The 23,551-nt window shown below is 40.7% G+C and carries 15 protein-coding genes, 2 rRNA genes and 1 pseudogene; 8 read left to right on the top strand and 10 right to left on the bottom strand.

Going from position 1 to position 23,551, the window contains the following annotated elements; all coding sequences use genetic code 11:
* Window positions 1-893, top strand: a pseudogene (locus DPX34_RS20635) (IS3 family transposase); the annotation flags it as partial.
* 94 nt (window positions 894-987) lie between these two features.
* Here DPX34_RS20635 and DPX34_RS20640 read toward each other — a convergent pair.
* Together DPX34_RS20640 and DPX34_RS20645 are read right to left on the bottom strand one after the other, a co-directional pair.
* Entirely contained in the window at window positions 988-2,763 is a 1,776-nt protein-coding gene (locus DPX34_RS20640) for a sensor histidine kinase (RefSeq protein WP_198673774.1), read from the bottom strand.
* Window positions 2,764-2,799: 36 nt separating this feature from the next.
* Window positions 2,800-3,540 carry a substrate-binding periplasmic protein gene (locus DPX34_RS20645; protein WP_111980322.1) on the bottom strand — a complete coding sequence of 247 codons (741 nt, stop codon included), beginning with the start codon at window positions 3,538-3,540 and terminating at the stop codon, window positions 2,800-2,802.
* 104 nt (window positions 3,541-3,644) lie between these two features.
* Between DPX34_RS20645 and DPX34_RS20650 the strand changes: the two genes are divergently transcribed.
* Window positions 3,645-3,881 carry a hypothetical protein gene (locus DPX34_RS20650; RefSeq protein ID WP_111980323.1) on the top strand — a complete coding sequence of 79 codons (237 nt, stop codon included), beginning with the start codon at window positions 3,645-3,647 and terminating at the stop codon, window positions 3,879-3,881.
* A 19-nt stretch (window positions 3,882-3,900) separates the two neighbouring features.
* On the opposite strand, the gene DPX34_RS20655 is transcribed toward DPX34_RS20650, so the two are convergent.
* A complete protein-coding gene (locus DPX34_RS20655; RefSeq protein WP_111980324.1) occupies window positions 3,901-4,791 on the bottom strand; it encodes a LysR family transcriptional regulator in 891 nt (296 codons plus the stop codon).
* Window positions 4,792-4,896: 105 nt separating this feature from the next.
* Between DPX34_RS20655 and DPX34_RS20660 the strand changes: the two genes are divergently transcribed.
* The 3 genes from DPX34_RS20660 (at window position 4,897) to DPX34_RS20670 (ending at window position 6,834) form a co-directional block, all read left to right on the top strand.
* The gene (locus DPX34_RS20660) at window positions 4,897-5,346 is read left to right on the top strand and encodes a YybH family protein (protein WP_111980325.1); all 450 of its coding nucleotides are present in this window, start codon (window positions 4,897-4,899) and stop codon (window positions 5,344-5,346) included.
* A 93-nt stretch (window positions 5,347-5,439) separates the two neighbouring features.
* Window positions 5,440-6,423 carry a zinc-binding dehydrogenase gene (locus DPX34_RS20665; RefSeq protein ID WP_111980326.1) on the top strand — a complete coding sequence of 328 codons (984 nt, stop codon included), beginning with the start codon at window positions 5,440-5,442 and terminating at the stop codon, window positions 6,421-6,423.
* Window positions 6,424-6,435: 12 nt separating this feature from the next.
* Entirely contained in the window at window positions 6,436-6,834 is a 399-nt protein-coding gene (locus DPX34_RS20670) for a DoxX family protein (protein ID WP_111980327.1), read from the top strand.
* A 97-nt stretch (window positions 6,835-6,931) separates the two neighbouring features.
* Here DPX34_RS20670 and DPX34_RS20675 read toward each other — a convergent pair whose 3' ends face one another.
* Together DPX34_RS20675 and DPX34_RS20680 are read right to left on the bottom strand one after the other, a co-directional pair.
* Window positions 6,932-8,968: a methyl-accepting chemotaxis protein gene (locus DPX34_RS20675; protein WP_111980328.1), complete on the bottom strand. Its 2,037-nt coding sequence runs from the start codon at window positions 8,966-8,968 to the stop codon at window positions 6,932-6,934.
* 260 nt (window positions 8,969-9,228) lie between these two features.
* On the bottom strand, window positions 9,229-10,179 hold the full coding sequence (locus DPX34_RS20680) for a LysR family transcriptional regulator (RefSeq protein WP_232824826.1): 951 nt from the start codon (window positions 10,177-10,179) through the stop codon (window positions 9,229-9,231).
* Window positions 10,180-10,232: 53 nt separating this feature from the next.
* On the opposite strand from DPX34_RS20680, the gene DPX34_RS20685 reads away from it, so the two are divergent.
* The 3 genes from DPX34_RS20685 (at window position 10,233) to DPX34_RS20695 (ending at window position 11,714) form a co-directional block, all read left to right on the top strand.
* Window positions 10,233-10,607 (top strand): nuclear transport factor 2 family protein, encoded by a 375-nt coding sequence (locus DPX34_RS20685; RefSeq protein WP_111980330.1) that lies wholly within the window; start codon window positions 10,233-10,235, stop codon window positions 10,605-10,607.
* A gap of 3 nt (window positions 10,608-10,610) precedes the next feature.
* Entirely contained in the window at window positions 10,611-10,799 is a 189-nt protein-coding gene (locus DPX34_RS20690) for a tautomerase family protein (protein ID WP_111980331.1), read from the top strand.
* 297 nt (window positions 10,800-11,096) lie between these two features.
* A complete protein-coding gene (locus DPX34_RS20695) occupies window positions 11,097-11,714 on the top strand; it encodes a glutathione S-transferase family protein (protein WP_111980332.1) in 618 nt (205 codons plus the stop codon).
* Window positions 11,715-11,811: 97 nt separating this feature from the next.
* On the opposite strand, the gene DPX34_RS20700 is transcribed toward DPX34_RS20695, so the two are convergent.
* From DPX34_RS20700 to DPX34_RS20720, 5 genes are all read right to left on the bottom strand, one after another.
* Entirely contained in the window at window positions 11,812-15,450 is a 3,639-nt protein-coding gene (locus tag DPX34_RS20700) for an Ig-like domain-containing protein (protein ID WP_111980333.1), read from the bottom strand.
* Window positions 15,450-18,458 carry a thrombospondin type 3 repeat-containing protein gene (locus DPX34_RS22145; RefSeq protein ID WP_232824827.1) on the bottom strand — a complete coding sequence of 1,003 codons (3,009 nt, stop codon included), beginning with the start codon at window positions 18,456-18,458 and terminating at the stop codon, window positions 15,450-15,452. The genes DPX34_RS20700 and DPX34_RS22145 overlap by 1 nt, the downstream gene beginning before the upstream one ends.
* 723 nt (window positions 18,459-19,181) lie before the next feature.
* Window positions 19,182-20,033 (bottom strand): tetratricopeptide repeat protein, encoded by an 852-nt coding sequence (locus DPX34_RS20710; protein ID WP_111980334.1) that lies wholly within the window; start codon window positions 20,031-20,033, stop codon window positions 19,182-19,184.
* 289 nt (window positions 20,034-20,322) lie between these two features.
* Window positions 20,323-20,437, bottom strand: a 5S ribosomal RNA gene (gene rrf / locus DPX34_RS20715).
* A 95-nt stretch (window positions 20,438-20,532) separates the two neighbouring features.
* A 23S ribosomal RNA gene (locus DPX34_RS20720) occupies window positions 20,533-23,412 on the bottom strand.
* Window positions 23,413-23,551 lie beyond the last annotated feature (139 nt).

The following is a 23,551-nucleotide window of genomic DNA, read 5'->3' on the forward strand; positions in this document are numbered from 1 at the left end:
TAAAAAAGGCTTCAGCCTTTTTTGCGAAAGAAATGAAGTAAGGTATTCATTTATTGCTGAGCTTGATGCTCGATACCCTGTCTCACTTGCCTGTGAAGTCATGCAAGTGAGTACATCAGCCTATTACGCTTGGTTAAAGAGACCAGGTGAACTTGTTAGCGCTGAGACATTAAGATTATACCGATGTGCCAAAAAATTATTCAAGGCCAGTCGAAATAGTCTAGGGAGTCGAGAGCTGGCTAAAGCATTACGTAAAAAAGGCTTTGATATATCACGTTATAAAACAAATAAGTTAATGAGCCAATTAAAACTCTTTGTAACTCAACGGGTTGCCTACAAGGTAACGACAAAACGAAAACACAATGATGCCGTCGCTGATAACTTGTTGAACATGAATTTTAATCCCGTAGCCCCAAATCAGGTATGGGCAGGCGATGTGACATATTTGAAAACAGGCGAAGGTTGGTTGTATCTCGCGATTGTTATGGATTTGTATTCCCGCCGTATTATTGGCTGGCACATATCTAAGCGTATGACACGAGATTTAGTTGAAAAAGCGTTGATTAAAGCGCATAACTTACGTAAACCGCCAAAAGGCGTGGTGTTTCACAGTGATCGTGGATCACAATATACGAGTACAGGGTTTAGAAATTTACTAACAAAATTAGGCTGCCGAGCGAGCATGGGCGATGTGAGGGCATGCTGGGATAATGCAGTTGTAGAGAGGTTCTTTGGTAGCTTAAAACATGATTGGCTATTTAAAATACCCCAACCAACCCGTTTGCATATGAGAGAAGATGTAGCAAAGTACATGAAATATTATAATGTTGAGCGATTGCATTCNTCAGTCGCCAATTGAATATGAACATTCCTTTAGAAAAGTGTCCGGTTAGACTTGACCAGAACACTGCGACTCATCATACGCTTATGAAGTATTTAGCCACAAGCAAGAGCAGAGCCAAAAGTTTAAGGATTTAATTCAAAGACTCATAATGGAAAGGTTATGTTAAATTCAGTGCCCTTGTCGGGTTCACTTAAACAAACAATTTGTCCTTTTAAACGCTGCGTCACTAAATTAAAAATAATATGCAAACCCAGCCCGCTGCCACCTGTTGCTCTATTGGTGGTGTAAAAAGGGTCAAATATCTTTTTACGCACCTCATCGCTCATGCCTTGTCCGTTATCTTTAAAACACAATTCAAATTGATTGTCAGCGTTAACAAAAGCATGAATAGAAACTTGAGCATCATTTGAATTTATAAAAGCGTGGATCAAGGTATTTTCAATTAAATTGGTTAAAATTTGAGATAAAGCCCCTGGGTATAAAACAACGTCAAGCGCGGCTGGGGTAACTTGCAAATCGATGTTGACATGATAAGCGCGTAGTTTAGGCTTTAACGTTGTAATAACGCCCTCAATATAATTTTTTACATTTATATTTCGCTGAGTATCATGCGATTGATCAACCGCAATCAGTTTAAAATTACTGATTTGCTCAGAGGCACGTTGTAAATTTTTTAATACAATTTCGCAACCCGTCGATAATTCAGCACAAAATGATTCAAACTTAAGCTTGGTGAGCGAGCCGGCGTTCAACCCGGCTTGAATTTTATTAACCACACTCACTAAATGGCTTGATCCTGTAACGGCAATACCAACAGGCGTGTTAATTTCATGGGCAATACCCGCGACTAACCCTCCTAGCGCGGCCATTTTTTCTTTATCAACTAAATGCGCTTGCGCTTGGCTCAGATCAACTAATGCAGTTTCTAGCCTCACATTACTTTCAGACAAGGCTTTAGTTCGTTCGATTACACGTTCTTCGAGTTTTTCTTTAGCGAGAGAAAGTTCAGCTTGAATATTTTTAAGTTCACTAATGTCATCGTAAGTGCCAATAACGCCGATAACCTCATTATAACTATTAATAATGGGCCGCTTCGAAGTGCGTAACCAAATAGTTTGGCCATTAGCGTGAGTTTGCGGCTCTTCAGAGTTAATTAAATGAACTCGTGTATCCATTGTATTAGCATCATCACGACGATACAGCTCTGCTTGCTCAGGAAATATATCGTAATCAGTCACACCAACTAATTCATCCGGCGACGTTAAATTAGCATCATTAGCAAATGCTAAGTTACCACCAAGGTAAACAGAGCGTTTATTCTTCCAAAAGACGCGTTGCGGCATTAAGTCCATCACTTGTTGATGAGCTTGCAAATCATGCGTAAGCTGAATTTTTTGCTGACGATTGAAAAAAACGAGCCTTAGCGTATTAAATAAAGCCACATAACTACCGCAAATTGCACGGTCATTTTTAACTGATGAAAAAGCTAAAAAGCCGACCAACTGGCCTTTAGCTCTTAATGCGATTAAGGTAACGGTATTGTTTTCAGGGAAGACCAAACCGAATTGCTTGATGAGATCTTGCGGCTCTATTCTTAAATATTTATCTTGCCCTTTCAGCAATGCCATTAACCAAGGGAGTTGCTCACAAGATGAAAAAGGTAGCCGGTGTTGATGATGTGCAATTTTGGTTGTGGGGCCAAACCACGTTAATGAAACTTCTTCATTTGCATGATCCTCAAATACACTGCCTAGCAAAATATCATTTGCGTTAAATAAATATTCCATCAATGAAAGCGCTTCATCAAACTGTGAAATATTATCATCACATTCCAACGCGATGATATTAAGCGCATCAATACAGCTGATTTGCATTGAACTTTTAAAGATCCCTTCCATTAAAATAGTGTGCTCTGTCATTGTTTTTTCCATCTTAAAATTTGCCAAAAAAGTGGTTTATTTAGCTAACTCTTTTCCGATCACTTCTTTTTCGGCTTGTTCAATTAATATTGCCAAATCACCTGTTTGTATTAAACGTTTTATTTCGTTATTAACTAAAGGGCTGAGTTTGTAATGACTTGGGTGTAAATAATGATATAAAGGTAAAACATTTAACGGTTTAGCCATGTGCATAATTGATTTATCTTGCATACGCTTTAACACAAGATCACCGTCAAGGGTATTGGTGAGCGCAATATCGATACGCCCTTTGTTTAGCAAATTAAACATATCCTCAGTCGATGCTGAGTTATACAAACGAATAAACCCCCTGGTTATAACATTAGTATGTTTAACACCACGCACTTTTCCAATAAAATAAGTCTTTAATTGCTCAGGGGTTGTTATATTAATATCACTGTTTTTTAGCACGTACGGCATGGTTTCGAGATAATAATAAGGTGTCGGCACACGTATTAAACTCGGGTTTTCTTCGCCATATTGCCAAATGCGTAACACTTCGCCATCTTTAGTGCCCGACACTGCACTAAGTTGCGCTCGATTGGCCGGCTGAGCCGTGATCTGCATCGAGATAAAAATATTACTGTAAATTTTTTGCAAAACAATTGAACCCACTTTTTGTTCAATTAAGTGTTCTATCGATGCAAATTTGTAGTGCGACTTTAAACTTGAAGCTTGACTCTTACTTAAGCCTAAAAATATAAATATAACAAACCCTGTTAGCATCGTTGCCTTCATTGATTTGTATCCATTTTCTTATGCTAAAATATAAATATAGCAGCCAATTATCATTGCGTAATATTTTACTTCGTAAAAGTAATTCACCATGAGGAAATCAAGTTATGACAGCAGCCGAATTATTAAAAATAGCATTAAACAACAAGGGGAAATACGCAGGCGAATACAGCAAACCCGCGGAAAAAGCATTAAGGCAGTTAATGTCGGTTCAAATAAGAACAAACGACGGTGAATTTTCTGTTATTTTTTTAGACCGAATCGATAAAAAAGCCAACATTCTTGAATTTATGTTATCAAAAACCGCGCTAGAAAATAAAGCACTACTGACTTCTGCAGTTTAGCTAAATAACCAAGAACCTATTAGCCAGTGTAATTGCGCACATCAATGTATTTTTCAATATTATTAACCACGTAGTCTATATACACTCGGGCTATTTTGGATAACTGTTTCCGACTTGGATACACCAAATTGATATCAAATTGCGGTAAAGGATAATCAGGCAACACCTCTATAAATTCACCGGACTTTAAACCGTCTGCAGCCAAAAAAAAGGGCACTTCAGTTAAGTATTTACCGGTTCTAGCCAAGTGTAATATATGAGCATAATCGTTAGTGCGGAGTTTAGGCTGAAAAACGAGCGTTTCTTTCGGTAAACGCCAATGTACGGGTTGATCTTTTTTTGCCCAAGCCACAATGGGCACATTTTTTAAATCACTAGGCTGGTTTATTGCTTGTTGTTGTGCCAAATAGTCAGCGGTGGCAATCAACACATGCCGGTAACGCAAAATACGTTTCGCGACAGATGAAAGAGATTCAACTTTACCAACACGCAGCGCCACATCGATGCCATCATCAATTAAATCTAATTTTTTTTCGGTCACTAAAAGATCAACCTGGATGTTTGGATAATCCGATTGAAAAGCCTCAATTAAATGCCACCAAGGTTCAAAATTAGGGGGTGTAGACAATCTCAGCACACCTTTTAGCTCAGTTTCTCTCTCTTGTAGTGCTAATAGTCCAGCCTCCATTTCAACTAATCCGCGAGAGATAAAGTGAAATAAAGTAGAGCCCGATTCGGTTAACCGTATTTGCCGAGTTGACCGTTCAAGTAAACGAATATTTAATGATAATTCTAGCTCTGCAACGCGGCGGCTCACCGTCGAAATAGGCATATTCAACGCTTTAGCGGCAGCGGTAAAACCGCCGTGTTCAACCACACTCACAAACACTTTTGCTGAATTTAGATCCAAAGCTATTATCCCAAATATGAGAAATTAATTCCCTAAAATACCCACTAATAATCCATAAGTAAAATAATTATAGTACAACAGAAATATAATTTAAGGATATAAATAATGAATTACATCAAAGTAGCCACGCTTTTTATCAGCCTATTGTTTGGCTTTTCGAGCGTAGCCAAAACCGATACCACCCAAATAAAACAACTTATTAAGCAATATGAAACGGCTTTAAATACCAGTAAAACAAGCGATGTATTAGCACTTTATAGTCAACAGCCTATTTTTATGCCGCAGCATGCGCCCGCTCAAATAGGTCGCGAAGCGGTTCAAAATGCTTACAACCATGTGTTTAATACTCTTAATTTAAACGTTGAATTCACAGTGCACGATATTGAAATATTAGGTGATACCGCGTGGGGACGAACATCGTCATCCGGTAAAACAACAATTTTAGCAAATGAAGCCAGCGTAATAGAAGGTAATAACGAGCTCTTTATTTTTAAGAAAGAAGCCGGTGAATGGAGAATACATCAGTATTTATTTGCCACTAACCAGCCACGATAAATAACACAACACCCTTTTTAAAAGCATAAAAATAATAATCAACAAATTCACAGCTTAGGCTGTGCATTTAACATACCCACAAAGGAAGTAAAAATGAAAGCAGTAACAGCTCAGCAACCCGGTAATGCCGAAGTATTAAACGTTGTTGAAATAGAACAGCCTCAGCTCGCTGATGGCGAAATAAAAATAAAAGTTAAAGCATTTGGTTTAAACAAAGCCGAAAGTTATTACCGCAGTGGTAACTATGGCACCTTTGTGCCCGGTCAAGCACTCGGTATCGAAGCCGTTGGTGAAGTGGTTGAAGATCCAAGTGGTCAATTTGTTGTAGGCCAAAAAGTAGCAACGGTGATGGGCGGCATGATGTTTGCTCGGCATGGCGGTTACGCAGAATATATTTGTGTAAATGCATCGAATGTTGTCGCGCTTGATAGCCAATTAAGCGATGCCGAATTAGCATCATTACCTGAAGTTTATTTAACCGTTTGGGGCGCTCTGGATAAAAATTTGAGCATACAGGCGGGTGAAACCTTATTAATACGCGGCGCAACTTCCGGCTTAGGTATGGCAGCTTTAACGTATGCAAAAGCGCGAGGTTTAAGTGTGATCGCGACAACCAGAAACTCAGAAAGTGTAGCTCGTTTACGCGACCTAGGGGCTGACCATGTGGTTATTGATAATGGAGATATTAGCGAGCAAGTACGTGCATTATACCCAGCGGGTGTTGATAAGTGTTTAGAAGTCGTTGGTGCCGCCACTGTTAAAGATTCAATGAAAGCGATCAGCCCTTGGGGACAAGTCACGGTTGTCGGTTTATTAGGTGGCGCACCTGTCATCGAGAACTTTAATTTAATGGGTGACTTACCCAATACAATCAAATTAAGCTTTTTCAGTAGCGGTATGTTAGGCACAGATGCAATGCCTTTAAATGAGTCACCGCTTAATTGGGTTGCACAACAAATAGCCGCCGGGACGATCCCAAGTATTATCGCAAGTGAATTTAAAGTTGACGATATTGTAGAAGCGCATCAATTACTCGATAGCAACAAAGCCGGTGGCAAAATCGTTGTTAGCTTTTAAAGGATAAAATTCATGACTTTATTTAAACGACAAGACGATTTACTCGACTTAGGTTCACGCTTTTTTTTAGCGGCTATTTTTGCGCTTTCTGGCTTGAGTAAAATAACGAATTACGAGGGTTCAGGTCAATATATGGAAGCAATGGGCATACCTGCTATGTTATTACCGCTTGCTATTATGACTGAAATATTCGGTAGTTTGTTAATCATCTTGGGCTATAAAACTAAAATAGTTGCGTTCTTATTAGCCGGTTTTTGCATTGTTTCTGCCATTTTGTTCCATGCGCAGTTAGGCGATCAAAACCAGTTTATACATTTCTTTAAGAACGTGGCAATGACAGGTGGATTTTTAGCCCTTTGCGCTAAAGGTGCCGGTGGTTTTAGCCTTGATTCAAAAATGAAACAAGCCTAAACCCAAAAGAGCATATCAAGTAAATTGATATGCTCTTTTATATACCTAAGTCACTTGGGTCTACCCCCAAGCCACTCAGTACAAACTGTACTCAAATCTAACAGCCTTTAAATTCGCTGATATATTCATTTAAGCGATCGCTTGTGTCTTTTAAGTTTTGTGCGGTCAATGTTGTTTCATTTGTTTTGCTCGTGATCAAATCGGTATCGTCTCTAATACTAATGATTCGCTCATTAATCTCATTCGATACGCTGGTTTGCTCCTCTGATGCGGTAGCGATTTGAATCGCCATTTGTGTGATCGTATCTAATTCAGCTTTCATTACACCAAAAGCACTCGCGCTTTCTAATACAATCTCAACGGCTTTTGTTCCTTCATCCTGCAAGGTCAGCATATTTTGCGTTGCCGCTTCTGCACCTTTTTGCAGTGTTTCTATTTGCTTACGAATTTGCTCAGTAGATTCTTGTGTTCGCCCGGCTAAGCTTCTTACTTCGTCGGCAACGACTGCAAAACCACGGCCTTGTTCACCGGCTCGTGCAGCCTCAATTGCGGCGTTAAGTGCTAATAAGTTAGTTTGTTCAGCAATACCTTGGATCACATTTAACACATTGCCAATTAAGTTTGTTTCTTCGTTAAGTTTTTTAACGACATCGCTCGTATTACCTAACTCAACCGTTAAATTTTCCATCATTGTTTTGCTCGTTTCGGCATTTTTAGAACTCTCTACCGAAATATCATAGGCTTTTTGTACAATATCAGATGTGCTTGTTGCCATACCGGCAACCTCTTTGATGGTGGCAGCCATTTCATTAATCGCCACTGAGATACTATCGGTTGCTTGTAGTTGGTTATTAGATAAGGCCGCTGATTCGTCCATGGATGTCGCAACAGAAGCGGTAGCTTCGTTTATCACACAAGTTTCGGCTTTTACACCTTTTAACGTGGTTCTAAAGCTATCAAGCAAAGAATTAAATGCCTTGGTTAATTCCGTTAACTCGTCACTCCCTTCAACCGGTATATTGCACTCCATATCTTTATCACGCGCTAACGTTGAAAACGTTTTTACAAAGTCTCGCAGTGGGTTTGTAATACTATGCGCAATAACATAAGAGATAACCGATATCGTAACAAGTAACGTTAGCATCATGCCAAGCGTTTTATAAACTTGAGCTTCTGATTCTGATAACAAAATATTTTTGGTTTCAATTAACTCAGTTAACACTGCATCAATCGTTACTTGGTAAAGTTGAAATAAATCGGCCGTAGTTTCATCCCAATCTATATTTCCTTCTATAACCAGTGGTTTATTAACATTTTGATAAATATTAGTTCGAGCCTGTAAGGCGACTTTCTCTGCCGTTTGATAGACCGCAGAATTAACCATTTTATTATAAGCAGCTCTAGCTTGAGGACTGGCAAAGCTTTGGAATAATTCATGGTCACTTTGCATTTTAGTTGCCCCTCTAAAAATGGCACCATATATATAAACATCAAGATTATTCATTGCGCTAAAAACAAAGCTATTATGGAATGATGATTCCGTACTCGCAGACATTAAACTGTAATAGGCATTCGACATTTTACCCAATTGTTCATTTTGTGATGCAATAACCACCATTTCGCTCAATGTGAGTACCAAACGACGGATCATAACGGTCATTTCATACATGGTATGTACATCTCGCCCGCCTTCTTTTAAGAGGTGTACTTTTTTATCCGCCGCTTTTCGCAATACCGCAAAGTTTTTTATCATGCCTCTTAAAGCTTGAATGTGCGTATTCAGCACTTGAAATTGCGCAAGCGCTTCACGGTTATCATCGATAAACTTTACGTATTGTTTTTGACGCAATAACGCTTTACGGCGAGCGTCTTCCAAAGCTCGTTTATATTGTGATGTTTTTTGATCGGTACTATCAATATATAAACGTGTATAAAAAGCTTCATTTAATGTAGCGGCAACATAAGGGGATGCGACACCTGCATAGTTAAGCACATTATCGAGTAATTGCATTTTATCTTGCTCTTCATTCGCATCGCTCAAACGTTCTAAAGAAAGCATAAAAGTAACAATTAATGGGATCAGAACTAAAAATATAATCCGTGTTTGTATTTTAAATTGGGTAAGTATTTGCATGTAATTATATCCCGGCACATTTACTGCTTAATGTGGCATTGTTCGGCCAGAGTTCAGCCAGTTTCATTTATAAATTAATTAACAACATAAAGAGTATTTACGATAAATTGCAAAACCGCTAACTCGTAGTCAGCTTTTTATCGGTTCTTTCTCAAATAAAAAATCAAATAAAAAGTGAACAAAAAACAACTTAGTCAACTGTATACAAAATATAAAACAAAAACACAAATATAAATGTCGGTTGGTCATTTATTTTTTACTTATTTTATTGTGCTAATTTCAGAATATTTTCCGGTAAATAAATCAATTTTATTAACTAACGTTTTTTTTATAAATTGTCGGCAGGCATTTATACGAGCTGAATTACGTAAGTCTTCGTGGCTAAGTAACCAAACACCCCAATTAGACCGCGGGATCTCAATGTTCATACGTTTTAATGATTGGGTTCCCGATTGCTTTTGTTCCTCTAAATTGATTGCGTCAGGCAAAAAGCAAGGCATTCTGGCAATGCCAAATCCAGCTTTGACAGCTCGGTACATTGAAGCTAAATCATCCACCCTTAAGGCTATATATGGCGAGATAAAATGCTCACTAGCCCAATGAGGAAGCTCTTTTTGTCCTTCCCAAACAACTAACGGTGTTTTCTTATCCAGACTAACGGCGTCACTGGTATAAAAAGCATGTTGTAAAGTAGTCAATCTAGAACCAATAAGATAATCAGGTGGGTTGGCCGTTATACGCACAGCAAGATCCGCTTCTCGATTAGCCATGTTTCTTAATCCCTTAGAGACCAACATATTAAACTGAATATTAGGATGCAGAATACCAAACTCACGTAAGGGTGAAACTAATAGATAGTCGAAAATATCATGTGGCATTGTTAAGTTAATTTCGCCTTCTAATCTTGCATCTCTACCTTGCAAAATCCTCGACGCTTTTAACGTGCTATTTTTCAGGTCTTGTGCAATCTCAAAGATTGAAGCGCCAGCTTCTGTCATTTGATAACCCGATTGAGTTCGTTCTAATAATCGAACACCGTGACTAGATTCAAGCACCTGTATTCGTCGTGACACTGTCGAATGATTGACTGATAGTTGTTTCGCTGCGGCCGAAAAACTGCCGGTCTCGACCACACTCAAAAAATATTTAAAATCATCCCAACTGTGCATTTTTGCAGACTCATTGTGCTTTTTCTGTGAATTTATCAACATAAAAGCAAGCTGTACACTGTTTTTCGTCGAAGCAGCACAGAGGATAATGATTAATGGAACCGGCATTTGATGCAGTTTGTAAATTGCTTAAAACGTATTTTGATGGACTTTATTATGCCGATGTAAAACGGCTCAATCAGGTTTTTCATCCGAGATCTCATTATGTTTGCGCGACTAGAACAGACGTTATTCTATGGACTTTGCCAGAGTATTTATACGCTGTAGCTCAACGGGTATCTCCTGCTAGCCTACACGCACCAAGATACGATCATATTTTATCAATCGATTTTGCAGGCCCTAATACTGCGCTTGCTAAAGTCTCTTGCACAATACAACCAAAACATTTTACCGATCTACTGAGCCTCATTAAAACTGATGGCCAATGGCAGATCATAAGTAAAAACTTTCATTTTACAATAGAGGAATAAACCATGCCTTACGTCAATATAAAGGTGACAGATGAAAACGTCACCGATGCGCAAAAATTAGCATTAATTAAGCAAACATCTGAAATGTTACAAACGGTTTTAGGGAAAGATCCGGCAACGACCTTTGTGGTGATCGATGAAGTGCCCTTAACGAATTGGGGCTTTAAAGGTACGTCAGTCGCTGAACTATAGTCAAAGCGATCGGGTTTTAGGGGCAGGTTTCTAGTGCCAGACGAAACCGAAGTACTTACATCCATGTCAGCAAAGCCGTCAAAGCTACCGCGTCCTGCTCTCGCCCCTTACCTGCATCCATGCAAGGGGCGAGACGCCATGAGCATAGGCTCTACTATGTGATTGGGACCGCCTAAATGGATTTAGGTGTTAGAACGACGCAGGAGCCAAAGTCGAGAGTAAGTGATGACAATGAACCCTAAAACCTGAGCGAGAAGACTATACATAAAAACCAAACTTAATATCAGAGGTAAATCTATGTACACACTTTATTCAATCCCAGGGAGTTGTTCGACAGGTATCCACATTCTATTGAACAAATTAAATATCTCTGTTGATGTTGTTAACCGCAGTGACGTCGCTGATTACGCTGCGCGCGTAGCAACGAATCAAGTACCGGCATTACAGTACGATAATTACATTATTACTGAGGGTGCAGCAATCGTATTACACTTATTTCGCCAGCATAATATCGATACAGCAGTTTATGGGGGCGATCAAGAATTTCAGCAATGGTTATTATTTAATTATGCAACCTTACACCCAGCTTACAGTAAGTTATTTACCGTTAATGCGCTGTTAAATGAGGGGCCAGACAAGCAAGCCTTCAAACAAGCCCTAGCCCGTAAAACAGCCGATTTATGGAAGATACTTGATACTCGTTTAGCCGAGAAAACATTTGTACTCGGTAATGAACCCAGCATTGTTGATTATTTAATAGCCATTTATGCTAATTGGGGAAATGCATTTGATGATGTAAGTATTCCACTCGGTAATAATGTAAAACGCGTAATTAAGCATGTTATTGAACTGCCTGAGTTTATTCAAGCATTTGAACGTGAAGGTGCAACTTATGCCTTACCGGCTAATAGTTAATTTATACCGCAACAATAGCGTCGATATTAAACAAAAAAACACCTTATCTAATCGATAAGGTGTTTTTTATTTTACGTTAAAACGTCAAATACGCCTCTTATTCATCATCAATATACAATTCTCTGTCTATCGACATTAAATAGTTTATTAAGTCATTTTGCGCTTGCTCTGTGATATCAACGTTATGATCACCTTCCGTAAAAACATCGGCTAATGTTAATGCACTACCATCATGAAAATAAGGCGCACTCGTCCACAGCTCAATTAAACTCGGTGTCCGAATAGCGGTTAAAGCTCCACCTAAGTGTGACCCTGAGCTCTGTTTAATGGTACCAACATCATGTGTTAAACCGTCACGAAAAGCGCGCCCCGTATGACAATTTACGCACCCTTGCTCATTAAAGATTTGTTGACCCTTTAAGGCCGAGGCACTTAATTCGCCTGAATACTCTCGATAAGGTGAACGTGATACGGTTTCTTTGCCTAACCCATTAACATAAGCCGCTAAAGCATCTAATGTCTCAGACTGCCCACCACTAATATGATCTAAGGGTGACATGCCGGCTAAAAACGTGATATCGGGGATCAACCCTTCACCACCATTTAATTGCTCCAGTTGAATTTCAAAATCTTGCACCTCATCAAAGTTAGCCGACCAGTGCAGGTTACCAAAGCGCGTACCACTCGCCCCGTTAAGCGACAAGGTATTACGCATACCTTCACCTAATGACGTGATATCCCATGTCATACCATCATGGCTGCCATCAGCATGGCAAGAAGCACAAGTCATGTAGCCTTCGCGTCCCATTGCGGGAATATCAGAATGATAAAACGTTTGTAAGCCTAATAAGGCTTGATCTGTCAATTTTTCTTCTGTGACAGAATGCAGTGTTTCTGTTTGCAGCTGAATAGTTTGACTATGCATGAAATCAGCAACATCAATAGCCGTAATGGAGCGTTCGGTATAGTTTTTAACATACAAAGTACGTAACGTTGTACACATTTCACTGGGCGCAAAACCCGTTGTAATTAATGCCGATTGATTGGTCGCTTGGTTGCTCAACATAACCACGTTATTCCCCCGTAAGGTGTAAGCTCGTATATTGGGATCAGCAAGTAATGTAACACCCGATGGGTCCGCTTTATTATCAAAATCGAACGTACCTTCTCGTGTAGTTGGGTCAATATTAATATCTAGGCCTGATATTAAATCAATTGTCGCTAACATCGGGCGAATAGTATTGTCGTCATCTAACGGTAAACCATTTCGTTGTAAGCCCCGATCAATATTCGCTTTATTGGCGGTAACATAAGCTTCACTACCATCAGCATTAATCACAATACTTGATAAATAATTAGGTACGCCGGCACCATGAAAGATGTCATCAGGGATCAGTAGTTTATTCAATGCGATTGTTTGAGTTAACGCCATCTCTTGAGCAATATTAATATCATAAACCTGCCCTTGTTCTGGCGTTGAAATAAAACGAGTCACCAATAGACGATCTGCAAACAATGCCATTGCTTTTGGTGTTGGCCCTACATCAAGCCGTTGTGAAACTTCTTTTCTCGACACGTTTAATTTAACGACTTCACCACTGCCATATAATGCAACATATAAATTGTAGCCATCTGCAACTGATGCGATTGGGTGAGTACCATGCCCCGTATCAATCGTAAATTGTGGAAATCCATCTGCGTTATAAAAAACGACTTTATCATCATCGGCATGTGTTACGGCAAAAAGTCCATTTATTTGACTCACTGAAGTGGGCTTTTCAAATAACAATTTTACTTCACGGCGTAATTCATGCGTTTTGGTATAATCATTGGGATTTAATACGACAGAGAAAATGGAGACACTATCGTTATCTGGATTAACAACCCACAAATCATTGTCTTCTGCATCAGGTTGACAAACAAGCTGACTCGACTTATTAGGGAAATACGGTACACCGGTATATGAAGGCGTCACATCACTGGGTTCACCTCCTATTTCACCCAATGTTGGTTTAAATAAATCGCCATTGTCGGTCATAAAATTAAATGAATAAGGAGCCATTTCATTGCCCATAAAATCACGAATGCCTGAAACATCGACCGTGTATTCCGTGTTAGGTGCAAGATATTGATCAGGCCAAACACCTAAAATACCGGTATGTGATAATTGCAATCTAAAGGCGACCGCTTGGTTGGTTTCACTTTCATAAACTGAAACAGCCCCCACTAATGTTTCACTGCGTAGTGTTTCAGGAATATGTATTTGAATTAATCCATCGATAGGGTAATCGGTTTGACCATCTAATGGCCGGTGTCCTGCCACATAAGGAGCACGAGTATCCGGTTCATCATCAGTTACAAAAAAGCACATGCCCTGTTCATTTATATCATCGGTTTCCCACCAATCATAGCCACCAAAAATACCAACCTGCCCTAATGGACGGAAGTATTGACTTGAGTCACATTGATTCGCAATATCATTAAATTTATAAACAATTTGCTCAAATTCGGCCGGTGAAATATGTTTATCTATATAAGCCGCTTCGCATGCATCCATATCAATTTTAAAGTGGTCAACATAAGCGTATTGGTCTTGAAAGTTAACATACATTGGATCGCTTGAAGCATCGCCATCACGAGTATCATTTTTATCTAAATCAAAATAAAGCTCGCAACTCAACTGTGGCTGACTCGGGTTAGTAAAATCAACAATAAACATGGCAGGGTGTAATCTTCGAGGCCCATTGTCACGCGCGCGGGCCGAGAAAACCATTTTGTTAGCACCATATGACTCAACCCAATATCCACCTATACCAATATTATTAGTTTCATTACCGGCATTGGGTTCTGTTAATTGTGGCTGATAAACGCTCAACAAGCGCGGCTCTCTGCCTTCTTGAAAACCTGCAACATCGTATATCGCTAAACCTGTTGATTGTTGGTCTGAAGCGACAACCAGTAAATTACCTAACCAAGTGCTAAAACCTGAAACACCCGTTGTACCCAGATGATCCCAATGTGTTTTAACTTCGCCTAACCACCCATGACGCTGGCCATAACCTAAAAAACTATCATCAGGAAAATCGTCAACAATATTAGCGGTATCGCGTATAGCCATCTCACCTTGGGTATCAAGGTTATAATCCCAATAATTTCGCACAAAATAAGGCGCGGTTAAATGAGTGTAACTAATGGGATCATAACCCCACCAGCCCCAACGTTGTGTTCCATCAATATCGGCAATGAAAAGCTGTTCATTTGAGTTATTCGCCGAGGGATCAAAACCAATATCCCCCGCACCTCGGGCATACAAAAGAGGGCCAAATCCAGGTTGAGTCGCCGTTCCTTCGTCAACACGAATTACCGTTGCATGTGCATGAATAGGCATTGATGGGCTTTGGCCATCTTCACTTAATTGGCGAATGAGTGTTGGGTTTGTCAGGTCAGATAAATCCCAAGCAGTATCTCTAGCTACATCAAATAATGAAGTCGCATCGGGTATATTAACCATGCTACTGCCAGGAAACTCAGGTAAATTAATCATGACAGGACCAATTGGCATTAAAATAGCGGTTCGGCCATAGGCCTCTCCGCGCTTAACAACGAAATCCCCCTGTTCTCCATAATCTATATTCGGCGGATAGTCGGCGGCCGAAACGGCACATGAAGATACAATCAAAAATACAGAAAGACAGGTATGGATAAAAGACGGTTTAATTTTAGTTAACATATTCATTAGATCCCCTCCACAAAAATAGGTTGGCTATATACCGCATTACCTTTAGCATCGCTGGCTTCAACTAAAATAGTTAAGCCAACCAGCTCTGTTATCGCGGATAACGTCATAGACAAGTTTTGTGTTGTGATTTGAGTCGGCGATTCATTTCCATACCAATATAAAACACGGTATTCAACAGCCCCTGTTTCAAGCCAAGATAATTGGATTTGATGGGCATTTGATTCTGAACTCACCGATGCAGTAACAGCAGGAATCCTTAAGGCAATAGCGGTTTCAGATGAAAATTCATTGGGAAACAAATCTGTTTGGTCGCCAATGCCATCGTTATCTGAATCAACACTTTCAGTTGGGTCAGCCGGAAAAGCATCGCGCACATCGATAACGCCATCGCCATCAGCATCGGTTTGCCCATGATTATCTGGCCATGCAAAATAAGACTTGACGACTTGCCAAGCTATACGTTGATAATATTGTGCTTTGTCTAACGGTAATTGATTGTTAGCCGGGTATGGCGTTTGTGGATGTTGCTCAGGGTTATAACCCAATTCACCCATGCCATTAAAAGCAATATTGTTCGTGGCACCAATTGGGCTCACTTCATATAAGGTTGCATAAGTCACTAAAGCAATTAAATATTCACCTTCAGGGCTTAAGCTACCAATCAAATTTGTCCCATCTCCATCATTCCATTCATAAAAGAAATCAGGATATTTGAAGACTTCTGACAAAAATTCACGTCCATTGGGTGGAAGATCATTGATTTGATAAGCATCATAAAGCGCAGCTAAAGCAAGTCCAGCCGGGATAATAGTCACATCGTCAACCGTTTCACTAACCCGATCTTGTTCTGGAATGTAAAAAGCACCCGGTCTGTCACTCGACGCTATTACACCATTCACGGTATCAGCAACTTGCTGCCACCTGTCGGTGTTATCCGTTATTTTTTGACGCCAAGCACTCAAATCTTGATTTTGCACAAAAGGCCAAGTTTGCATTAAATACGTTTTACCACCAGGGTTTGCTTGATGCTGGTAATTTGCAAATCGAGCCGTGTAACGACTAATATGCCCCCAACCGGAACGGATATGATCCCAATTATCCGCAATAATTAAGGAATCAAAATTGCCACTGCTTAAACCATTAAAATCTCGATAAGGTGTACTACCTTGGCGATGACGTAACGGCGCATCACCTACGTAAGTGAAATCATCAACCGCAGGGTTATAATTATCTCCCCAACTATGAAAGAGTGAATCATTCCAGGCCAGCTGATATCGATAATCCATATTGTGCCCAAACGTATCCGTGACATTTTCGAACATAGACATCATGCTGTTAGAGGTAATAGTCGTTGCGATGAAAAAGACATCACCAACGTGTTTTTTATCTACATGTGTATGCAATGCCGGGTTATTGGGGAATAAATCGGCATTATCGCCCACCCCATCACCGTCCGTATCTGATGATTCATTAGGGTCGTTAGGAAAAGCATCACGATTATCACCTACACCATCATTATCAGCATCATGTGTTTCGGTAGTATCTAAAGGAAAAACATCACCGTTATCGCCAACGCCATCGGCATCCGTATCATGTGTTTCACTTGCATCTAAAGGAAAAGCATCTCGGTTATCACCTACACCATCATTATCAGCATCATGTGTTTCGGTGGCATCTAGAGGAAACACATCTCCGTTATCGCCAACTCCATCGCCGTCCGTATCTGATGATTCATTAGGGTCGTTAGGAAAAGCATCTCGGTTGTCACCTACACCATCATTATCAGCATCATGTGTTTCAGTGGCATCTAGAGGAAAAGCATCTTGATTATCGCCGACACCATCAAGATCTGCATCAGCATGTTCTGCAGCGTCTAGAGGAAAGAGATCAAGATGATCTAAAACAGTATCATCATCAGCATCCCATCGATAATATTGACTCAAAAACTGCCATGCTAACTGTTGATAATAGGTTGCCTTATCAATTGTGATTTCAGCGGGATCAGGGTAAGGAGTATTAGGAAACAATTTATCACTATAGCCGCTCCAACCTCTATAATTGAAGCTAATATCACGAGATGCCCCCAGCGGGCTCCTGTTATAGATTGCACCATAGGTAATTAAACTAATGTAATACTCACCTTCTGGGCTGAGATAGCCAACTTCTTCATCTCCATTTGCATTAGGAATATAGTTTGAAAAGTCAGGATATTTAAAAATCTCGGCAACAAATGGACGGCCGTTAGGGGGGATATTGTTAACTTGAAATTCGTCATATAAAAAAGATAATGCATTAGCCGCAGGAATTAATGCTACATGAGGAAAATGAGACTCGCGGCGATCATGTTCTGATAGATAATAAAACGCGTCTTGAATTGTATCGGGTGCGTTTTCATTATTAACCGTTGCTAGCACTTGCTGCCATTTAGGTAACGAACGTTGAATTTTTTCTTGCCATTGAGCTAAGTTTAGTGACTCAATCGTTGGCCACGTCTGAAATAGATAAGTTTGAGCCTGGGGGTTAGCATTATTAATTTCATTGGCATATCTAGCAACGTATTGGGGAGTGTGACCCCATTCATGTGCTATCGCATTTGGAGCTTCGGCTAATATCACTTTATCATAATTGCCGCTTGGCAAAGCTTGTGCATCGTTATGCGCTAATCCATTATGGCTTGCGATAAGCTCGCTATTTGTTGCTTTAAACCCACCGTTATCGGAGTCGATTTCATCGCCCCATAAACTAAATAAAAAACCACCAACATGATAATCATATTGATAATCGGTGCCAAAGTCGCTAGATATATTGCTTAAAGTAGAGAGTGTAGACCACTGTAATTTGCCATAACTGGCAATATAAATTCGGTCCGAATCGGGTGCGTTTTTAAATGATGATTGATCAATTAATGCTTGGCTCATTGCATCGGGTAAATGCATTTCAGTGGGTGCAGCAAATAGATTTCCCGTGAAACAAGCCAACAACAGAATAGAATGAGATCTATTCATAGCTTTCTCCTTTTAATTTATGCGGTAACAGTTCGAAAAAATCATTTTCCAAACAACTCGACCTAAATAAAAGCATAAATATTTCAGGTAAATCGTTTAATACAGGTTTTGCTTAAACAACTGAGACTCGTGTCACAAGTAAAAAAGATAAAATAACAATTGGCATGAAATTAAGGATGAATTAAAAGAAAAACCAAAGATAATTGGTAAAACAGAACAAAAAATAACAAGGAAATTTAAGTAGCATCTATTGAAAAATAGATGCTGTAATGACGATTATCAAAGCTTATTATTGGTTGACCAATTTAAAAAAAAACAGTATTGACTATCCGATTAAATGTTTTAATCGTTAGAGCCAGTTTTTCGCCTGTTGACCAAGTAACTTGAGTTTGATCAATTTTTTACATTCGCCTAAACCCATGTGTAAAAATGGATTAACACTATGTGAAAAAGCAGCTGATGTTGCGCCCACAACTCTTTTGTAAGTTTGGCTACAAGGTGTAAGTACTCTATGAGCCCCCCGAAAAATCGCTTTCCGTGAAGGAGAATCACCAACCTTTAGCACGATATATTGATGACGATTATATTGCTGCCCTTCATTATTAAATAAATGCCAACGTCATCTTTATTTACGTAAACTAAATCAAGATCACCATCATGATCATAACCAAAAATTAGAAAGGAATGTGACCCTGTCTAACTTCATTGAAAATAAGCCACTAATTAGTAGAGTAAACTATAGAGCTTGCGTCTAAATGAAGTTGCTACAGGATCGCCAGCAGGCGCGGCTTGTAAAATGTCCATAAATACTTTTTTACCTTCACCATTTTCTACACTTAAATCTTTTTTAAGTAGGATGAACAATAAATTAAGTGCTTCTTCATCACGTTTAACTTGGTGCAGCTGTATGGCAAGCTGAACAACCGCTGAAGTGTTATTAGAATCTTGTTGTATAGCCAACTCTAATGCCTTTATTTCAGGCGTATCAGCCGCTTGTTTATTTAATTCTAATGTAGCGAGTAAAGAGTGGTATTCATCATCTTGATCGACCATTTTGATGTTCTGCAGCAATAATTCAGCATCACTATCTTTGCCTATGTTTAAACAAGCGTTAATTAATTTCTTTTGAATATCAACTCGCTCAGGAGCAATTTCAATTGCTTGGCATAAAAGCGTATAAGCTTCAGAAAAGTTGCTCTCATCAATATAACTAACTGCTTGCTGTAGTAAATTATCTTCTACTTTAGGTAAATGAGGAGTCAGTAACTCTCGGATCTGTTCGATAGACTGTTGGCCCGGTAAACCTCCAAGTGGCTTTCCTTCTTTTACTAATGCAAGAGTGGGGATATGCTGCACACCAAATTGCATGGCAAGTTGTTGTTCTTTAACACAGTCAACAGTCGCGACAATGATATCGCTAGCATATTCAGCAGCAATAGCTTGGACAGTCGGCATATATTCCACTGACTCAGCGACACTATCAGCCCAAAAAGCAACAACAACTAATTTAGAAAATGAATCTTCAGCTAGTACTTTCTGAAAATTGTCAGGTGTAAGTTCAATAATATTTTGCAAAATGAAAACTCGAAATTAAATTTATGTACTTTAATATCGTGGCATAAATAGTTTATTCAAGTTTAATAGATCATTAAGATAATAATAATTTGTAAATAAACAAGATCGGGATCAAAAAGAGAAGGTAGCAATTAGGAAGCAAAAGCGTGATAACGGATATCATGTGTCGGTAGGCATTCAAGCAAGCTAATTTGCAACCCGCGGCTTAATCCACTAAAACAAAACTAAAAAAAACCAAACGCCAGATACAACAAAGCCCAGTCATAAACTGGGCTTCATCTTAATAAGTGCCTGACAGTGTGCTACTCTCACATGGGAACTCCCACACTACCATCGCCGCTATTGTGTTTCACTACTGAGTTCGAGATGGGATCAGGTGGGGCCACAATGCTATTGCCGTCAGGCGTAAAATCGTCAATCAAAAACAAAAAAGTAAAATTCATCAAATCTTTAGCTAAAAACAAAACACTCAAATTATCCAAAGCCACATTGGCGTTGTATGGTTAAGCCTCTCGGGCAATTAGTACAGGTTAGCTCAACGCCTCACAACGCTTACACACCCTGCCTATCAACGTCGTAGTCTCCGACAACCCTACAGGACCTTAAAGGTCAGTGAGAACTCATCTCAAGGCTTGCTTCCCGCTTAGATGCTTTCAGCGGTTATCAATTCCGAACGTAGCTACCGGGCAGTGCACTTGGCAATACAACCCGAACACCAGCGGTTCGTCCACTCCGGTCCTCTCGTACTAGGAGCAGCCCCTTTCAATTCTCAAACGCCCACGGCAGATAGGGACCGAACTGTCTCACGACGTTCTAAACCCAGCTCGCGTACCACTTTAAATGGCGAACAGCCATACCCTTGGGACCGACTTCAGCCCCAGGATGTGATGAGCCGACATCGAGGTGCCAAACACCGCCGTCGATATGAACTCTTGGGCGGTATCAGCCTGTTATCCCCGGAGTACCTTTTATCCGTTGAGCGATGGCCCTTCCATTCAGAACCACCGGATCACTATGACCTGCTTTCGCACCTGCTCGACGTGTCTGTCTCGCAGTTAAGCTGACTTCTGCCATTGCACTAACCGTACGATGTCCGACCGTACTTAGTCAACCTTCGTGCTCCTCCGTTACTCTTTGGGAGGAGACCGCCCCAGTCAAACTACCCACCAGACAGTGTCCCTGAACCCGATTAGGGTCCGAGGTTAGAACATCAAACATACAAGGGTGGTATTTCAAGGTCGACTCCACAACATCTGGCGACGCTGCTTCAAAGTCTCCCACCTATCCTACACATGTAGGCTCAATGTTCACTGCCAAGCTGTAGTAAAGGTTCACGGGGTCTTTCCGTCTAGCCGCGGGTACACAGCATCTTCACTGCGATTTCAATTTCACTGAGTCTCGGGTGGAGACAGCGTGGCCATGATTACACCATTCGTGCAGGTCGGAACTTACCCGACAAGGAATTTCGCTACCTTAGGACCGTTATAGTTACGGCCGCCGTTTACCGGGGCTTCGATCAAGAGCTTCTCCGAAGATAACCCCATCAATTAACCTTCCGGCACCGGGCAGGTGTCACACCGTATACGTCATCTTGCGATTTTGCACAGTGCTGTGTTTTTAATAAACAGTTCCAGCCACCTGGTCACTGCGACTGTCGTTCGCTTACACTGTAAAAGTTTAACAAACAACAGCGTACCTTCTCCCGAAGTTACGGTACTATTTTGCCTAGTTCCTTCACCCGAGTTCTCTCAAGCGCCTTAGTATTCTCTACCTGATCACCTGTGTCGGTTTGGGGTACGATTCGAATAAACCTGAAGCTTAGCGGATTTTCCTGGAAGTATGGCATCAATCACTTCAACGCCGTAGCGCCTCGTCTCGTATCTCAGTCTTATAGAAACCCGGATTTGCCTAAGTTTCAAACCTACTTACTTTCACGTGGATAACCAACACCACGCTGATTTAGCCTGCTCCGTCTCCACATCGCAGTTTATTCAAGTACGGGAATATTAACCCGTTTCCCATCGATTACGCCGTTCGGCCTCACCTTAGGGGTCGACTTACCCTACCCTGATTAGCATGGGATAGGAAACCTTGATCTTTCGGCGGGGAAGTTTTTCACTCCCCTTATCGTTACTCATGTCAGCATTCGCACTTCTGATACCTCCAGCATGCCTTACAGCACACCTTCAACAGCCTACAGAACGCTCCCCTACCACTTGAACCTAAGTTCAAATCCGCAGCTTCGGTGCATAGTTTAGCCCCGTTAAATCTTCCGCGCAGACCGACTCGACCAGTGAGCTATTACGCTTTCTTTAAAGGATGGCTGCTTCTAAGCCAACCTCCTGGCTGTCTATGCCTTTCCACATCGTTTCCCACTTAACTATGACTTTGGGACCTTAGCTGGCGGTCTGGGTTGTTGCCCTCTTCACGGCGGACGTTAGCACCCGTCGTGTGTCTCCCGGATAGTACTCATCGGTATTCGGAGTTTGCAAAGGGTTGGTAAGTCGGGATGACCCCCTAGCCTTAACAGTGCTCTACCCCCGATGGTATTCGTCCGAGGCTCTACCTAAATAGATTTCGGGGAGAACCAGCTATCTCCCGGCTTGATTAGCCTTTCACTCCGATCCACAAGTCATCTCCTAACTTTTCAACGTTAGTGAGTTCGGTCCTCCAGTTGATGTTACTCAACCTTCAACCTGCCCATGGATAGATCGCCGGGTTTCGGGTCTATACCTAGCAACTCGACGCCCAGTTAAGACTCGATTTCTCTACGGCTCCCCTATTCGGTTAACCTTGCTACTAAATATAAGTCGCTGACCCATTATACAAAAGGTACGCAGTCACAGAACAAGTCTGCTCCCACTGCTTGTACGTACACGGTTTCAGGTTCTATTTCACTCCCCTCACAGGGGTTCTTTTCGCCTTTCCCTCACGGTACTGGTTCACTATCGGTCAGTTAGGAGTATTTAGCCTTGGAGGATGGTCCCCCCATCTTCAGACAAGATATCACGTGTCCCGTCCTACTTAATATGTATAATAAAGCCTTTCGCATACAGGACTATCACCTACTATGGTCAAACTTTCCAGAGTGTTCTGCTGGACTTTATTATATCGGCTGAACCCCTTTCGCTCGCCGCTACTCAGGGTATCTCAATTGATTTCTTTTCCTCCGGGTACTTAGATGTTTCAGTTCTCCGGGTTTGCTTCTTACACCTATGTATTCAGTGCAAGATACTCTACATAATAGAGTGGGTTGCCCCATTCGGAAATCTTGGACTCAACGTTCTTTATCAACTCGTCCAAGCTTATCGCAGATTAACACGTCCTTCATCGCCTCTAACTGCCAAGGCATCCACCGTGTACGCTTATTCACTTAACCATACAACCCAAGGTGTCCTCGGATTGCATGTCTTTTGACATTTTCGCGCGCCTTGTTTCAAATACTAAAGTTCTGATGAACTTCTTTATTTACTTTTTTGTCCTGATTGTTAAAGAGCATGGTCTTCTCTTTCGAGAAT

Origin of the sequence: Algibacillus agarilyticus (assembly GCF_003286125.1) — a bacterium.
Lineage (GTDB): Bacteria > Pseudomonadota > Gammaproteobacteria > Enterobacterales > Alteromonadaceae > Algibacillus > Algibacillus agarilyticus.

Excerpts from the sequence above, each read along its gene's own strand:
- DPX34_RS20640 (WP_198673774.1), bottom strand. The coding sequence starts at position 2,763 with ATGACAGAGCACACTATTTTAATGGAAGGGATCTTTAAAAGTTCAATG.
- DPX34_RS20645 (WP_111980322.1), bottom strand. The coding sequence starts at position 3,540 with ATGAAGGCAACGATGCTAACAGGGTTTGTTATATTTATATTTTTAGGC.
- DPX34_RS20650 (WP_111980323.1), top strand. The coding sequence starts at position 3,645 with ATGACAGCAGCCGAATTATTAAAAATAGCATTAAACAACAAGGGGAAA.
- DPX34_RS20660 (WP_111980325.1), top strand. The coding sequence starts at position 4,897 with ATGAATTACATCAAAGTAGCCACGCTTTTTATCAGCCTATTGTTTGGC.
- DPX34_RS20665 (WP_111980326.1), top strand. The coding sequence starts at position 5,440 with ATGAAAGCAGTAACAGCTCAGCAACCCGGTAATGCCGAAGTATTAAAC.
- DPX34_RS20670 (WP_111980327.1), top strand. The coding sequence starts at position 6,436 with ATGACTTTATTTAAACGACAAGACGATTTACTCGACTTAGGTTCACGC.
- DPX34_RS20675 (WP_111980328.1), bottom strand. The coding sequence starts at position 8,968 with ATGCAAATACTTACCCAATTTAAAATACAAACACGGATTATATTTTTA.
- DPX34_RS20680 (WP_232824826.1), bottom strand. The coding sequence starts at position 10,179 with ATGTTGATAAATTCACAGAAAAAGCACAATGAGTCTGCAAAAATGCAC.
- DPX34_RS20685 (WP_111980330.1), top strand. The coding sequence starts at position 10,233 with ATGGAACCGGCATTTGATGCAGTTTGTAAATTGCTTAAAACGTATTTT.
- DPX34_RS20690 (WP_111980331.1), top strand. The coding sequence starts at position 10,611 with ATGCCTTACGTCAATATAAAGGTGACAGATGAAAACGTCACCGATGCG.
- DPX34_RS20695 (WP_111980332.1), top strand. The coding sequence starts at position 11,097 with ATGTACACACTTTATTCAATCCCAGGGAGTTGTTCGACAGGTATCCAC.
- DPX34_RS20700 (WP_111980333.1), bottom strand. The coding sequence starts at position 15,450 with ATGAATATGTTAACTAAAATTAAACCGTCTTTTATCCATACCTGTCTT.
- DPX34_RS22145 (WP_232824827.1), bottom strand. The coding sequence starts at position 18,458 with ATGAATAGATCTCATTCTATTCTGTTGTTGGCTTGTTTCACGGGAAAT.